The sequence below is a fragment of the Kaistia geumhonensis genome (genome assembly GCF_030815145.1).
Classification (GTDB): domain Bacteria; phylum Pseudomonadota; class Alphaproteobacteria; order Rhizobiales; family Kaistiaceae; genus Kaistia; species Kaistia geumhonensis.
On the sequence record NZ_JAUSWJ010000001.1, the window covers coordinates 3867255 to 3880219 of the forward strand.

Below are 12965 nucleotides of genomic sequence, written 5' to 3' on the forward strand. Positions count from 1 at the left end.
CATGTCGGAACACATCGTTTCCCGCTACGACGACGAACTCAAGGACGTGCAGCGCCGCATCGCGGAGATGGGCGGCATGGCCGAGCGGCTGGTCGATCTCTCCGTGCGGGCGCTGACGCGGCTGGACGTGACGATGGCCAACGCGGTCATCGCCGACGATCGCCGCCTCGACCAGGTGCAGCGCGAGACGGAAGAGCTGGCGATCATGATCATCGCCCGCCGCCAGCCGATGGCGCTCGACCTGCGCGAGGTGATCGGCGCCATGCGCATCTCGAACGACCTCGAGCGCATCGGCGATCTGGCCAAGAACATCGCCAAGCGCGTCCTCGCGCTCGACGGGCAGTTCCAGTCGAAGCGCTTCATCACCGGCGTCGAGCACATGGCCGAGCTGTCGCTCGCCCAGCTCAAGGACGTCCTCGACGCCTATGCCTCGCGCGACGTCAACCAGGCCTTCGAGGTCTGGCGCCGCGACGCCGACATCGACAGCATGTACACCTCGCTGTTCCGCGAACTCCTCACCTACATGATGGAGGATCCGCGCAACATTTCGCTGTGCACGCATCTGCTCTTCTGCGCCAAGAACATCGAGCGCATCGGCGACCACGCGACCAACATCGCCGAGACCGTGCACTATGTGGTGACCGGCGAGTCGCTGACGCAGGACCGGCCGAAGCAGGACGAATCGAGCGTGACCAAGGTCTCCTACGACGCCGCCTGACCGGGCCTGAAGGGACATCGCGATGACCCCCCGCGTGATGATCGTGGAGGACGAGGAAGCGCTCGCCCTCCTGCTCCGCTACAATCTCGAGGCCGAGGGCTACAGCGTCGAGGCCGTGCCGCGCGGCGACGACGCCGAGACGCGGCTCAAGGAGACGACGCCTGATCTCCTGCTGCTCGACTGGATGCTGCCCGGCATTTCGGGCATCGAGCTCTGCCGCCGCCTGCGCGCACGCGAGACGACCCGCACGCTGCCGATCATCATGCTCACCGCCCGCGGCGAGGAGCAGGAGCGGATCCGCGGCCTTGCGACCGGGGCCGACGACTATGTCGTTAAGCCGTTCTCGGTGCCTGAACTCATGGCCCGCGTGCGCGCCATCCTGCGCCGTTCGCGGCCGGAGGTGATCGCCTCGCTGCTTCGGGCCGGCGACATCGAGCTCGACCGCGAGACGCACCGCGTCCGCCGCTCGGGCCGCGAATTGCGGCTCGGTCCGACGGAATTCCGGCTGCTCGAGTTCCTCATGAAGAGCCCCGGCCGCGTCTTCTCGCGCGAGCAATTGCTCGACGGCGTCTGGGGCCGCGACGTCTATGTCGACGAGCGCACGGTCGACGTGCATATCGGCCGGCTGCGCAAGGCGGTCAATCGCGGCCGCGTCAAGGATCCGATCCGCACGGTGCGCGGCTCCGGCTATGCCTTCGACGACCAGTTTGCCGGTGCCGCAAACTGATCGGCCGCCTTACCGAACTTCAGCATGATTGACGGCCGGAGCGGGCGCGCGAGCCCCGCTCCGGCCGTTTCGCTGTTGCGGCAACCCCTTCTTCGCAAAGAGAAAGCGGCCGGCTCTCGGCCGTTAACGAAGAAGTAACGTAAACAATCGTGGTTAAGTGACGTAGTTAATCTGTTCTTAAACGTTCCCCGGCAAAGTCGGCTGCGACGGATTCAGATTGATCGGGCGATGTCTCGGTCCAGCCTTCGATCGGGGAGACTTCGATGGGTTACGTGAAGACCTTAACGCTCGCTGCCGTGGTCGGGGCGGGCATCGCCGCCGCGGGCGCCGCCCACGCGGCCGACCTTCCGGAGCCCTATGTGGAGCCCGCGCCCGTCATCGCGACGGGCGGCTGGTATCTGCGCGGCGATATCGGCTACAAGTGGTACAATAATCCCGACATCAGCTTCGTCACGCCAAGCTATGTCGACAACTGGAGCAACAACTCGCTCGACAATACCGGCCTCATCGGTATCGGCGCCGGTTATCGCTTCAACGACCACTTCCGCGTCGACGGCACGATCGACTACGAATTCCAGTCGGGCTCCTACGGGCAGGGCTATTGCGGCGGCTGTGGCGAGCTCTACGGCATCGATCACACCGTCGAGACTGCGGACATCGCCGCCTGGACCTTCCTCGTCAACGGCTATGTCGATGTCGGCACCTGGTCGGGCTTCACGCCCTATGTCGGCGCCGGTATCGGTACGTCCTACCTTCAGACCTCGAATGTCGCCTTCGTCAATCCGGACGGCAATTCGGGCTATTGGGACGGCGGCAGCCAGTGGAACTTCGCCTATGCCCTCATGGCCGGCGTGTCCTATGCCTTCTCGCCCAACATGTCGGTCGACCTCAACTATCGCTATCTCAATCTCGGCGACGCGGTCTCGGGCTATATCCCGGCCGGCGGCGGCGGCGTGATCAATTACGACAACATCTCGGCCAACGAAGTCCGTCTCGGCCTGCGCTACAACTTCTATTGAGAGCGCTATCCGGGAGAGGCTTTCTCCGGACATGATCGAGGGCGCGTCACCGCGAGGGGCGCGCCCTTTTCCTTTGCGGCCCAGGGCCCGAACTCGGCCAGGAGTGGATTGGCGTTCGGCCATCTTCGTCAGGCCCGAAGGCGTAGGTGTAGCGACGCCATTTCGGCGTCGAGGGCGACCCGCGGGGGAGGGCCCGCTTCGCCTGCTTCTTGCCCTCTCATCGTTTCCTCGCACGCAGACCCCTGTCCCTTTGAGTCCGGAGCGTCGCGGCGCAGAAACGCCGCGTTGACTTCCCTCATCGCCGCGCGTAACAGCGACGGCGGGACACGCCTCCCCAACGAGGCGCTGCTATCTGAGAGGGTAGATCATGGCAGATCTCGCGATGCCCGGCCGCCGGCCGGTGAATTCCAATTATTCCTCCGGCCCCTGCGCGAAGCGACCCGGCTGGTCGCTCGAGGCGCTCAAGGATGCGGCGCTTGGACGCTCGCACCGCGCGAAGATCGGCAAGGCCAAGCTCCAGAAGGCGATCGACCTGACGCGGTCCGTGCTCGGCGTGCCGGCGGACTACCGCATCGGCATCGTGCCCGCTTCGGACACCGGCGCCGTCGAGATGGCGCTCTGGTCTCTGCTCGGTGCGCGCGGCGTCGACCTCCTCGCCTGGGAGAGCTTCGGCGAAGGTTGGGTCACCGACGTCGTGAAGCAGCTGAAGCTCGCCGACGTCCGCACCTTCACCGCCGACTATGGCAAGCTGCCCGATCTGGGCAAGGTCGATTTCGACCGTGACGTCGTCTTCACCTGGAACGGTACCACCTCGGGCGTTCGCGTGCCGGACGGCGAGTGGATCGACGCCGACCGCGCCGGCCTCACCATCTGCGACGCGACCTCCGCCGCCTTCGCGCAGGACCTCGCCTGGTCGAAGCTCGATGTCGTCACCTTCTCCTGGCAGAAGGTTCTCGGCGGCGAGGCTGCGCATGGCATGCTGATCCTGTCGCCGCGCGCCGTGGAACGGCTCGAGAGCTACAAGCCGGCCTGGCCGCTGCCCAAGATCTTCCGCATGACCAAGGGCGGCAAGCTGATCGAAGGCATCTTCGTCGGCGAGACGATCAACACTCCGTCCATGCTCGCGGTCGAGGACTATCTCGACGCGTTGACCTGGGCCGAGGGCCTCGGCGGCTTTGCGGCGCTCGAGGCACGCTGCGACGCCAATCTCGGCGTACTGGCCGATTGGGTAGCGAAGCGCGACTGGGTCGATTTCCTGGCTGCCGAGCCCGAGACGCGGTCCAATACTTCGGTCTGTCTCGTGATCACCGACCCGGCCGTCAAGGCGCTCGACGCCGACGGCCAGGCGGCTTTCGCCAAGGGTATCGCCTCGGCGCTGGAGAAGGCCAAGGTCGCCTATGACATCGGCTCCTATCGCGACGCCCCGGCCGGGCTGCGCATCTGGGCCGGCGCCACGATCGAGGCTTCCGATCTCGCGATCCTGACCGAATGGCTCGACTGGGCCTTCGCCACGCAGAAGGCCGGCCTCAAGCAGGCCGCCTGACTTCATCGCGTTCATCATCCTTTCCGTCATGCCCGGGCTTGTCCCGGGCATCCACGACTTCCCCTCGGGGAGGCAGGAAGACGTGGATGGCCGGGACGAGCCCGGCCATGACGATGCCTGAAAAAGGTCAAGCACCATGGCACCGCGCGTTCTCATTTCTGACAAGCTTTCCAAGTCCGCCGTCCAGATCTTCAAGGATCGCGGCGTCGAGGTCGACTATCTGCCCGATCTCGGCAAGGACAAGGAGAAGCTGCTCGAGATCATCGGCAATTATGACGGTCTCGCGATCCGCTCCAATACCAAGGTGACCGAGAAGGTCATCGCGGCGGCGGGCAATCTGCGCGTCATCGGCCGGGCCGGCATCGGCGTCGACAATGTCGACATTCCGGCTGCGACGGCGAAGGGCATCATCGTGATGAACACGCCCTTCGGCAATTCCATCACTACCGCAGAGCATGCCATCGCGATGATGTTCGCGCTCGCCCGCCAGATCCCGGAGGCGAATGCCTCGACGCTGGCCGGCAAGTGGGAAAAGAACCGTTTCATGGGCGTCGAGGTGACCGGCAAGACGCTCGGCATCATCGGCTGCGGCAATATCGGCTCGATCGTCGCCGACCGCGCCGTCGGGCTGAAGATGCGCGTCATCGCCTTCGATCCGTTCCTGTCCGACGAGCGCGCCCTGACTCTCGGCGTCGAGAAGGTCGATCTCGAGACTCTGTTCCGCCGCTCCGACTTCATCACGCTGCACACGCCGCTGATCGACAAGACCCGGGGCATCATCGACGCCAAGGCGATCGCGCAGATGAAGGACGGCGTGCGCATCGTCAATTGCGCGCGTGGCGGTCTCGTCGTGGAGGCCGATCTGGCCGAGGCGCTGAAGAGCGGCAAGGTCGCGGGTGCTGCCTTCGACGTGTTCGTCGAGGAGCCGGCGACGGACAACGTTCTCTTCCACGCGCCGAATTTCATCGCGACGCCGCATCTTGGCGCCTCCACGACCGAGGCGCAGGAGAACGTCGCGCTGCAGGTCGCCGAGCAGATGGCCGACTATCTCACCAAGGGTGCCGTCTCCAACGCGCTCAACATGCCGTCCATCACGGCCGAAGAGGCGCCGCGGCTGACGCCCTTCGTCAAGCTCGCCGAGCAGCTCGGCTCCTTCGCGGGCCAGCTCACCGACACCGGCATCCAGGGCATCCGCCTCGAATATGAGGGCGATGTCGCCGGGCTGAACGTCAAGGCGCTGACGGCGGCCGCGCTCGCGGCCATCCTGCGCCCGCAGCTGCAGACGGTGAACATGGTCTCCGCCCCGGCGATCGCGCGCGAGCGCGGCATCGCTGTCGAGGAGGTTCGCCGCGAACAGCAGGGCGCCTACGAGAACTATATCCGCCTGACGGTCCTCACCGAGAAGCAGGAGCGCTCGGTCGCGGGGACGGTCTTCGCCGACAGCCGGCCGCGCATCATCCAGATCAAGGGCATCAACATGGAGGCCGAGCTCGGCCGCCACATGCTCTACATCACCAACCGCGACAAGCCGGGCTTCATCGGCCGTTTCGCGAGCCTGCTCGGGGCCGAGGGCATCAACATCGCCACCTTCAATCTCGGCCGAAAGGCGGCTGGCGAGGACGCCATCGCGCTCGTCGAGGTGGACGAGGCGATCTCGGACGCGGTGATCGACCGCGTCGCGGCGCTGGAAGGCGTTGTGCAGGCGAAGCGGCTCTCCTTCTGAGCAATCCGCCTCAATTTGCGGCGGGGCTCGCATGGTCCCGCCGGAATCGATATAGTCCGCGCGCTCTCGCCCCGGTCCCGTGCCGGGGCGAGGCTTGTGAGGATATCCCGTAACGCGCCCGGAAGGGGCGCCGAGAGGCCGTTTCAATGGGGAATGTGGTCGTCGTCGGCTCGCAGTGGGGCGACGAGGGTAAGGGCAAGATCGTCGACTGGCTCTCCGAGCGCGCCGATGTCGTGGTGCGTTTTCAGGGCGGCCACAATGCCGGCCACACGCTCGTCATCGACGGCGTCAGCTACAAGCTGAGCCTGCTGCCCTCCGGCGTCGTGCGCCCCGGCAAGCTCGGCGTCATCGGGAACGGCGTCGTCGTCGATCCGCATGCGCTGGTCGCCGAGATCGACCGCCTCGCGGCGCAGGGCGTCTCTGTCTCGCCCGACAATCTTCGCATCGCCGAGAACGCGGCGCTGATTCTCTCGCTGCATCGCGAACTCGACACCTTCCGCGAGAATTCCAACAGCGGAACGCGCATCGGCACCACCAAGCGCGGCATCGGCCCGGCCTATGAGGACAAGGTCGGCCGCCGTGCCATCCGCGTCATGGACCTCGCCGACATCGACGTGCTGCGCGACAAGGTCGAGCGTCTGCTCGCCCATCACAATGCCCTTCGTCGCGGCCTCGGACAGAGCGAGATCGAGCCGGCCGTGCTCGTCGAGGAGCTTGCCTCCGTCGCCGACAAGGTGCTGCCCTTCATGGATTCGGTCTGGCGGCTGCTCGACGAGCATCGCAAGGCTGGCAAGCGCATCCTGTTCGAGGGCGCGCAGGGCGCGCTGCTCGACATCGACCACGGCACATATCCGTTCGTTACGTCCTCGAACACGGTCGCCGGACAGGCAGCGACCGGTTCGGGCGTCGGTCCGGGCGCGGTCGGCTATGTGCTCGGCATCACCAAGGCCTATACGACCCGTGTCGGCGAGGGACCGTTCCCGACGGAACAGACCGGCGAGATCGGCGATTTCCTCGGCACGCGCGGCCACGAATTCGGCACGGTGACGGGGCGCAAGCGCCGCTGTGGCTGGTTCGACGCCGTGCTGGTGCGCCAGACGGTTCGCACCTCGGGTATCCATGGCATCGCGCTGACCAAGCTCGACGTGCTCGACGGCCTTGAAGAAATCAAGATTTGCGTCGGATATAGGCTAGACGGTCGCGAGATCGACTATCTGCCGGCGGCGCAGGCGGCGCAGGCGCGTGTCGAGCCGATCTACGAGACCCTGGAGGGATGGAAGGATTCGACGGCCGGGGCACGGCGTTGGAACGATCTTCCCGCTCAGGCTGTGAAATATGTGCGTCATGTCGAGGAATTGATCGGCGCGCCGGTTGCATTACTGTCGACGAGCCCGGAGCGCGACGACACGATTCTCGTCCAGGATCCTTTCCAGGACTGAACGCGGCGGCCATCGGCGACCCTCCGGACGCACCGCTTGGCAGAATGGAACGATGACCGACTATTACGCGGTACTGAAAAGGGCTGTCGGCGGACTGGAGCACGAATCCGTCGATGTGCGCCGCTCCATCTACGACAAGGCGCGGGCGGCGCTGCTGGGGCAATTGAAGGCGATCACGCCTCCACTCGGCACGGCCGAGATCTCGCGCCAGCGGCTCGAGCTCGAGGAAGCCATCCGACGCGTCGAGCGCGAGGCGGCCGTGACCGCGGCCGGCCCGTCGCCTGCTCGCGCCCGTGCCGCCGCCGCCGCCGCCGAGGCGATGGCCGCGCAGGTCATGCGTTCGCCGGAGGAGGACGTCTCGGAGGAGGGGGCTCATCCCGCGCCGGCCGCCGTCCCGCAGCGCCCCGCCCCGCGCGCGACGCCGGTTCCGCCGGACTTCCGGCCAGGCCTCTCCGCCGCCGAGCGCACCGCGCCGCCGATCCGCGCCGCCTCTCCCGAGTCGCCCCGCGCCGACGTTTCGCCGAGGATCGATCCGGAAGATGCGCCGCGCCGCCCCCTTGGCCGGGGCCCGCGCCAGGAGCCGGTACGACAGGAGCCGACGCTCCAGAATGCCGCGCGACAGGATTTCGCCGCGGAAGAACTCCCGCATCAGGAGCCCGTCTTCGAGACCGGACGCCGGCGCGAACCTGGATTCGATCCCGCTCGCGACAGGCCCGATGCGCCGCGCCACGCGGAAGCCGAGGACATCGTCGCGCCGGTGGCCGCAGAGGAGCGGTCCGAGTGGCCCGACGACAGCCTCGACGAGGAACAGCTCGTCGCCGATGAGCCGGTCGAGCGCCGCCCGCGCCGCGAGAAGCGGCCGCGCGCCGCTCAGGCCGCTGCTTCCGTCGAGAAGTCTCGGTCCTCGCGACTGCCCGCCATCATCATCGGCGTGCTCGTGCTCCTCATGGTTGGCGGCATCGCCGCGCTCGGCTGGTCGCAGCGCGCCCGTGTCAACGACGTGATCGGCGACCTGATTTCGACCGACAAGGGCGCCGCGCCCTCGGCCGAGGCACCGTCCGAATCCGGCAGCCCGAAGAACGCCGACCGTCTCGGCGATGCTCCGGCCGAGGATGTCGTGCCGCGGTCTGTCCGGACCATCACCGCGACGCCGCCGGCCGAGGGCACCGAGCCCGACCCGCTTGCCGGCGTCATGCAGCCGGACAGCGGCGCGCCCGCCGCCGACGCGGCGCCGGACGCCACGGAGCCGACGGCGCCGCTTCCCGGCACCGACGGGCCGGTTACGCTGCCCGGCGCCACGGCGCCGCAAAGCGACGCCGCTCCGGCGACGACTCAGAGCACCTCGCCCGGCGACGACCTCGTGGCGCAGAAGGCGATTCTCTACGAGCAGCCGCTGAACGGCGCCACCAGCGTCACGGCCCTCAGCGCCAGTGTCGTCTGGAAGTTCGAGCCCGACACGCCGAACGGTCCCGAGATCGTGGCCACGGCGACCGTCCCGGAGCGCGACCTCAAGGTTACGGTGAATTTCCGGAAGAATACCGATACCGCCCTGCCGGCCAGCCATCTCGTCGAAGTCATCGTCGATACGCCCGCCGGTTTCCCCGGCGGTGGTATCAAGGCGGTTCCGGCCCTCGTGATGAAGCCGACCGAGGAATCGCGCGGCCAGCCGCTCGACGGTGCCGCCGCCAAGGTCGCGGACGGCTATTTCTGGATCGCCTTCGCGAATGACGGCCCGACGATGCAGCAGAACATCGCGCTGCTGCGCGAGCGCAACTGGATCGACATCCCGATCGTCTACGACAACGACCAGCGCGCCATCCTGACGCTCGAGAAGGGAACGCCCGGCCAGCGGGTGTTCGACAAGGCCTTCGCCGCCTGGGGCAACTGACGAGGCGCTCGCCGTGCGGTTCTGAAAGGACCCGCACGGTCGGCGCTGCGCGGCTCTTGCGCCACCGGCTGCCTTCGTCCATCCTCACGTCATTCCGAGGGGTGTTCGCCGACGCGAGCTGAGATGGCCTGGGGCCGAACCCTTAGAACCTGATCCGGGTCATGCCGGCGAAGGGACGGGAAGGCTTCAGCCAGACGGCTCGTTCGCATCCGCATGGTCCGGTCTCTTTGGGGATCGGCCGCTTGGCTTTCGCACGACAACTGCCAACTGTTCTGCCATCGCTCCTGCGCGGCCTCGCGATCGCGGCTGCGCTCGTCGCGCTCTGGCAGGCGGTCGTGGTGATCTTCGCGCCGCCGCCCTTCATGCTGCCGCCGCCGGCACGGGTCTGGCAGGCGCTCGTCAATCGTCCCGAACTCTGGCTTCGCGACGCGCCGACGACGCTCGCCGAGTCGGTCATCGGGCTCGTCGCCGGTGCCGTTACCGGCGTGCTGCTCGCCCTGCTGATGTTGCGCCTGCCGCTGCTCGGCCGCGTGCTGATGCCGGTCCTCGTGGTGACGCAGGCCTTTCCCGTCTTCGCGATCGCGCCGCTGCTCGTCCTCTGGTTCGGATTCGGCATCGGGTCCAAGATCGTCATGGCGACGATCGCCATCTTCTTTCCGGTCGCGTCGGCCTTTCATGACGGGCTGACGAGGACCGACGAAAGCCTGCTCGATCTCGGCCGGCTCTATCGCGCAGGACGCGGCCAGGAACTCCTGCTGCTGCGCTTGCCTTCTGCGCTGCCCGCGCTCGCCTCGGGACTGCGCGTCGCCGCCGTCTATGCGCCGGTCGGCGCGCTGATCGGCGAATGGGTCGGCGCATCGGCGGGGCTCGGCTATGCGATGCTCATGGCCAATGGCCGCGCGCAGACGGATGTCGTCTTCGCCGCGCTGGCGCTGCTCGCCGCCATGGCGCTGCTGCTGCGCGCCGCCGTCGTCGCTCTCACCCGCCACATCGCGCCCTGGGCGCCGGAAACACAGGTCTCGTTCCGATGAGGAGATATTCGATGAATGCCGCCTTGAGGCGCGCCGCGCTGGCGCTCGCGCTCGTTCTTTCCGCCGCCGAGGCGCATGCCGCCGACAAGCTGACGGTGCTGCTGGACTGGTTCGTCAATCCCGACCATGCGCCGCTGGTCATCGCCAAGGAGAAGGGGCTCTTCGCCTCCCGCGATCTCGACGTCGAGCTGGTCGCGCCCTCGGATGCCAGCGCGCCGCCGCGGCTGGTCGCCGCCGGCCAGGCCGACATCGCCGTCACCTATCAGCCCGACCTGATGCTGAACGTGAAGGAGAGCCTGCCGTTGACCCGCGTCGGCACGCTGATCGAGACTCCGCTCAATTGCCTGATCGTACTCAAGGACGGGCCGATCAAAACCCTCGCCGACCTCAAGGGCAGGAAGGTCAGCTATTCGGTCGCCAGCCTGCAGGAGGCCTATATCGGCGCCATTCTCGGCTCGGCCGGTCTCACGGCCAAGGATGTCGAGATGGTCAACGTCAACTTCAACCTGACCACGGCGCTGATGTCGGGACAGGTCGATGCGGTCATCGACGGCTATCGTAATTTCGAGCTGACCCAGCTCGCGATCGAGGGCAAGCCCGGCATCGCCTTCTATCCGGAGGAGCACGGCGTGCCGCCTTATGACGAGCTGATCTATGTGACGAAGACCGACCGCGCCAAGGACCCGGCCGTCGCGCGCTTCGTCGCCGCGGTCGAGGAGGCAACGATCTTCATGACCAATCATCCCGAGGAGGCGTGGCAGATCTTCGTCAAGGCGCATCCCGATCTCGACGACCGGCTGAACCGTACGGCCTTCTCCGATACGCTGCCGCGCTTCGCCAAGCGCCCGGCGGCGCTGGATCCCGGCCGCTACGACCGGTTCGCCGCCTTCCTGAAGGAGCGCGGACTGATCGACACGATCCCGCCCGTCGAGAGCTACGCCATCGCGCCTCGGTGAGCGCTAGCCCTCGGGCAGTCCGGCGAGGCGGAGGCCCTCGAGATAGCGGTCGAGGTCGGCGCCGCCGAGATTGTGGACGGCGCGCCTGACCTCGGCGATTGTCATGCCGGGACGGTCGTTCAACAGCCTCGAGACGGCGGCGCGCGCCTGCGCGAGGTCGCCGCCGAGTGCGGCCGACGTCGCGAGCAGGCGATAGGCCCAGATCATGCCGGGGCGGGCGTCGATCGCCTGGCGCGCCTCGCGCGCCGCCTGGGCATAGTCGCCGAGCAGGAACAGGCAGGTCGCCATGCCCGCATAGGCATTGAAACGGATCGGGTCGTCGGGACTGATGAGGATCGCGCGCCGGAGGCTGGCGAGACCCTCGCGCGGCTCGCCGGAATAGGCCTGGATGAAGCCGAGTCGCGTCCAGGCCCAGGCGAGTGTCGGATCGAGTGCCAGCGCCCGCTCGATGAACACGCGGGCGCGCGACTGGTCGACGCTCAGGATCGAATGCGTGGCGCCGATCATCGTATAGACGAGCGCGTCGGGCTCGCCGGCTTCCGCCGCCTTCTCGGCCAGCGCCAGGGCCAGCTGCTTGTCCCGCTCGACATCGTCCGACCAGAGATAGGTGACCTCCTGACTGAGGCACCAGGCCTTGAGCCCGAGCGCCTGGCCCGAGCGGGGGTCCGAGGCCAGCGCTTCGTCGAGCAGGCGCAGCGCGATGGCGTTGTCCTCGCGACGATGCGCCCAGAAGTGGGGCATCGCCTTCAGCACGAGGTCATGCGCGCGGATATGGTCGCCGTCCTTGCGCCGGGCGCGCTCGATCTCGGCGCTGCGAATGGCGGAATGCAGCGCGCCTGCGATCTGCATCGCCACCTCGTCCTGCAGGGCGAAGGGATCGTCGAGCGTCCCCTCCGTCCGGCCCGACCACAGATGCGTCCCCGTCCCGGCGTCGATCAGCTGCGCCGTGACGCGCAGTCGCGCCCCGGCCCGCCGCACGCTTCCCTCGACGACGTAGCGTACGCCGAGGTCGCGGGAGAGGGTGCGGATATCGGCCGCGCGGCCCTTGTACTGGAAGGCGGAATTGCGCGCGATGACGCGTACGGATCGAACATGCGCCAGGGTTGCGGTCGTCTCCTCGGCGATGCCGTCGGCGATGCTGTCGCAACTGCGGTCTGACGAGATGTCGTCGAAGGGCAGCACGACGATCAGCGGCCGCTGGTCCTCCTGCGGCTCGGCCGCGATGCCTGGAAGCGCCAGGACGCCCGGCGTCAGCATCTGGTTCTGCGTCGGCTGGACATCCGGGAGCGTGCGGCCCGGCGGCACCCAGAACCAGGCCTCGACCGGGTAGGGGACGCTGCGCAGCATCAGGAAGCCGACCGGCTTGAAGGCAGAGGCCGGCTCCCCGAGAAGCTGCCAGCGGACGGAATGGGTGATCGCGATGCCACCGGGCGGAGCTGCCGCCTGGAGCCGCATCGCAAAACCGATGGCTGCGCCGAAGCGATCGTCGTCCGAGAGGATGACATCGGCGAGAACAACCGCCGCCCGGACCTCGATCTTCGGCCGGTCCGGCGCCGCGTTGCGCTCGGCCATGGCGGTCTGGAACGCCATGCACCACTCGATCGCATCGAGGACGCTGGGAAATTCCACGAGTCCGCCATCGCCCATCATCTTGATGATGTGGGCACCGAACTTGATGAGCGTCGGCCGGACGAGAGTCTTGTAGATCGCACGCATCTCGCGAAGCGTGCCGAGTTCGTCCTGCTGGACGAGCTCCGAATATCCGACCATGTCCAGCGCGGCGATCACCGTGAGCCGACGACGCGGGCGCGCCATGATCCGTTTCCGATTTTCGCGGGAGCGGACTGTGACTCATGTGTCGCAACAGGACAAGCGCGACCGGGGTCGATTTCAAGCCCGATCACGGAGATGTCAGACAGGT

The 12965-nt window shown here is 67.4% G+C and carries 10 protein-coding genes and 1 riboswitch; of the genes, 9 read left to right on the forward strand and 1 reads right to left on the reverse strand.

Translation table 11 applies throughout. The features are described from left to right. Position 1 precedes the first annotated feature (1 nt). The 9 genes from phoU to QO015_RS18355 all read left to right on the forward strand — a co-directional run bounded on the left by phoU (position 2) and on the right by QO015_RS18355 (position 11044). Entirely contained in the window at positions 2-718 is a 717-nt protein-coding gene (gene phoU / locus QO015_RS18315; protein ID WP_266283418.1) for a phosphate signaling complex protein PhoU, read from the forward strand. Between the two features lie 22 nt (positions 719-740). Then, positions 741-1445 carry a phosphate regulon transcriptional regulator PhoB gene (gene phoB / locus QO015_RS18320; protein ID WP_266283419.1) on the forward strand — a complete coding sequence of 235 codons (705 nt, stop codon included), beginning with the start codon at positions 741-743 and terminating at the stop codon, positions 1443-1445. A 263-nt stretch (positions 1446-1708) separates the two neighbouring features. Further along, positions 1709-2464, forward strand: a complete 756-nt coding sequence (locus tag QO015_RS18325) for an outer membrane protein (protein ID WP_266283420.1) — start codon at positions 1709-1711, stop codon at positions 2462-2464. A 367-nt stretch (positions 2465-2831) separates the two neighbouring features. Beyond that, positions 2832-4007, forward strand: coding sequence for a phosphoserine transaminase (locus tag QO015_RS18330; protein ID WP_266283421.1), 1176 nt, complete (start codon positions 2832-2834; stop codon positions 4005-4007). Between the two features lie 136 nt (positions 4008-4143). Beyond that, the gene (serA, locus tag QO015_RS18335; RefSeq protein ID WP_266283422.1) at positions 4144-5730 is read left to right on the forward strand and encodes a phosphoglycerate dehydrogenase; all 1587 of its coding nucleotides are present in this window, start codon (positions 4144-4146) and stop codon (positions 5728-5730) included. Positions 5731-5876: 146 nt separating this feature from the next. Next, positions 5877-7169: an adenylosuccinate synthase gene (locus QO015_RS18340; RefSeq protein WP_266283423.1), complete on the forward strand. Its 1293-nt coding sequence runs from the start codon at positions 5877-5879 to the stop codon at positions 7167-7169. Between the two features lie 52 nt (positions 7170-7221). Further along, on the forward strand, positions 7222-9057 hold the full coding sequence (locus QO015_RS18345; RefSeq protein WP_266283425.1) for a hypothetical protein: 1836 nt from the start codon (positions 7222-7224) through the stop codon (positions 9055-9057). An 87-nt stretch (positions 9058-9144) separates the two neighbouring features. After that, positions 9145-9250, forward strand: a riboswitch (TPP riboswitch). A 49-nt stretch (positions 9251-9299) separates the two neighbouring features. After that, positions 9300-10088 carry an ABC transporter permease gene (locus QO015_RS18350; protein ID WP_266283426.1) on the forward strand — a complete coding sequence of 263 codons (789 nt, stop codon included), beginning with the start codon at positions 9300-9302 and terminating at the stop codon, positions 10086-10088. Between the two features lie 11 nt (positions 10089-10099). Continuing rightward, a complete protein-coding gene (locus QO015_RS18355) occupies positions 10100-11044 on the forward strand; it encodes an ABC transporter substrate-binding protein (protein ID WP_266283428.1) in 945 nt (314 codons plus the stop codon). Between the two features lie 3 nt (positions 11045-11047). Here the strand turns inward: QO015_RS18355 and QO015_RS18360 are convergent, their stop codons facing one another. Further along, the gene (locus QO015_RS18360; protein ID WP_266283430.1) at positions 11048-12859 is read right to left on the reverse strand and encodes a tetratricopeptide repeat protein; all 1812 of its coding nucleotides are present in this window, start codon (positions 12857-12859) and stop codon (positions 11048-11050) included. Between the last annotated feature and the right edge of the window lie 106 nt (positions 12860-12965).

What these genes read in the sequence shown, in the direction of transcription:
- QO015_RS18360 (WP_266283430.1), bottom strand. Translation starts at nt 12,859, where the DNA reads ATGGCGCGCCCGCGTCGTCGGCTCACGGTGATCGCCGCGCTGGACATG.
- phoU (WP_266283418.1), top strand. Translation starts at nt 2, where the DNA reads ATGTCGGAACACATCGTTTCCCGCTACGACGACGAACTCAAGGACGTG.
- serA (WP_266283422.1), top strand. Translation starts at nt 4,144, where the DNA reads ATGGCACCGCGCGTTCTCATTTCTGACAAGCTTTCCAAGTCCGCCGTC.
- QO015_RS18345 (WP_266283425.1), top strand. Translation starts at nt 7,222, where the DNA reads ATGACCGACTATTACGCGGTACTGAAAAGGGCTGTCGGCGGACTGGAG.
- QO015_RS18330 (WP_266283421.1), top strand. Translation starts at nt 2,832, where the DNA reads ATGGCAGATCTCGCGATGCCCGGCCGCCGGCCGGTGAATTCCAATTAT.
- QO015_RS18355 (WP_266283428.1), top strand. Translation starts at nt 10,100, where the DNA reads ATGAATGCCGCCTTGAGGCGCGCCGCGCTGGCGCTCGCGCTCGTTCTT.
- QO015_RS18340 (WP_266283423.1), top strand. Translation starts at nt 5,877, where the DNA reads ATGGGGAATGTGGTCGTCGTCGGCTCGCAGTGGGGCGACGAGGGTAAG.
- QO015_RS18325 (WP_266283420.1), top strand. Translation starts at nt 1,709, where the DNA reads ATGGGTTACGTGAAGACCTTAACGCTCGCTGCCGTGGTCGGGGCGGGC.
- phoB (WP_266283419.1), top strand. Translation starts at nt 741, where the DNA reads ATGACCCCCCGCGTGATGATCGTGGAGGACGAGGAAGCGCTCGCCCTC.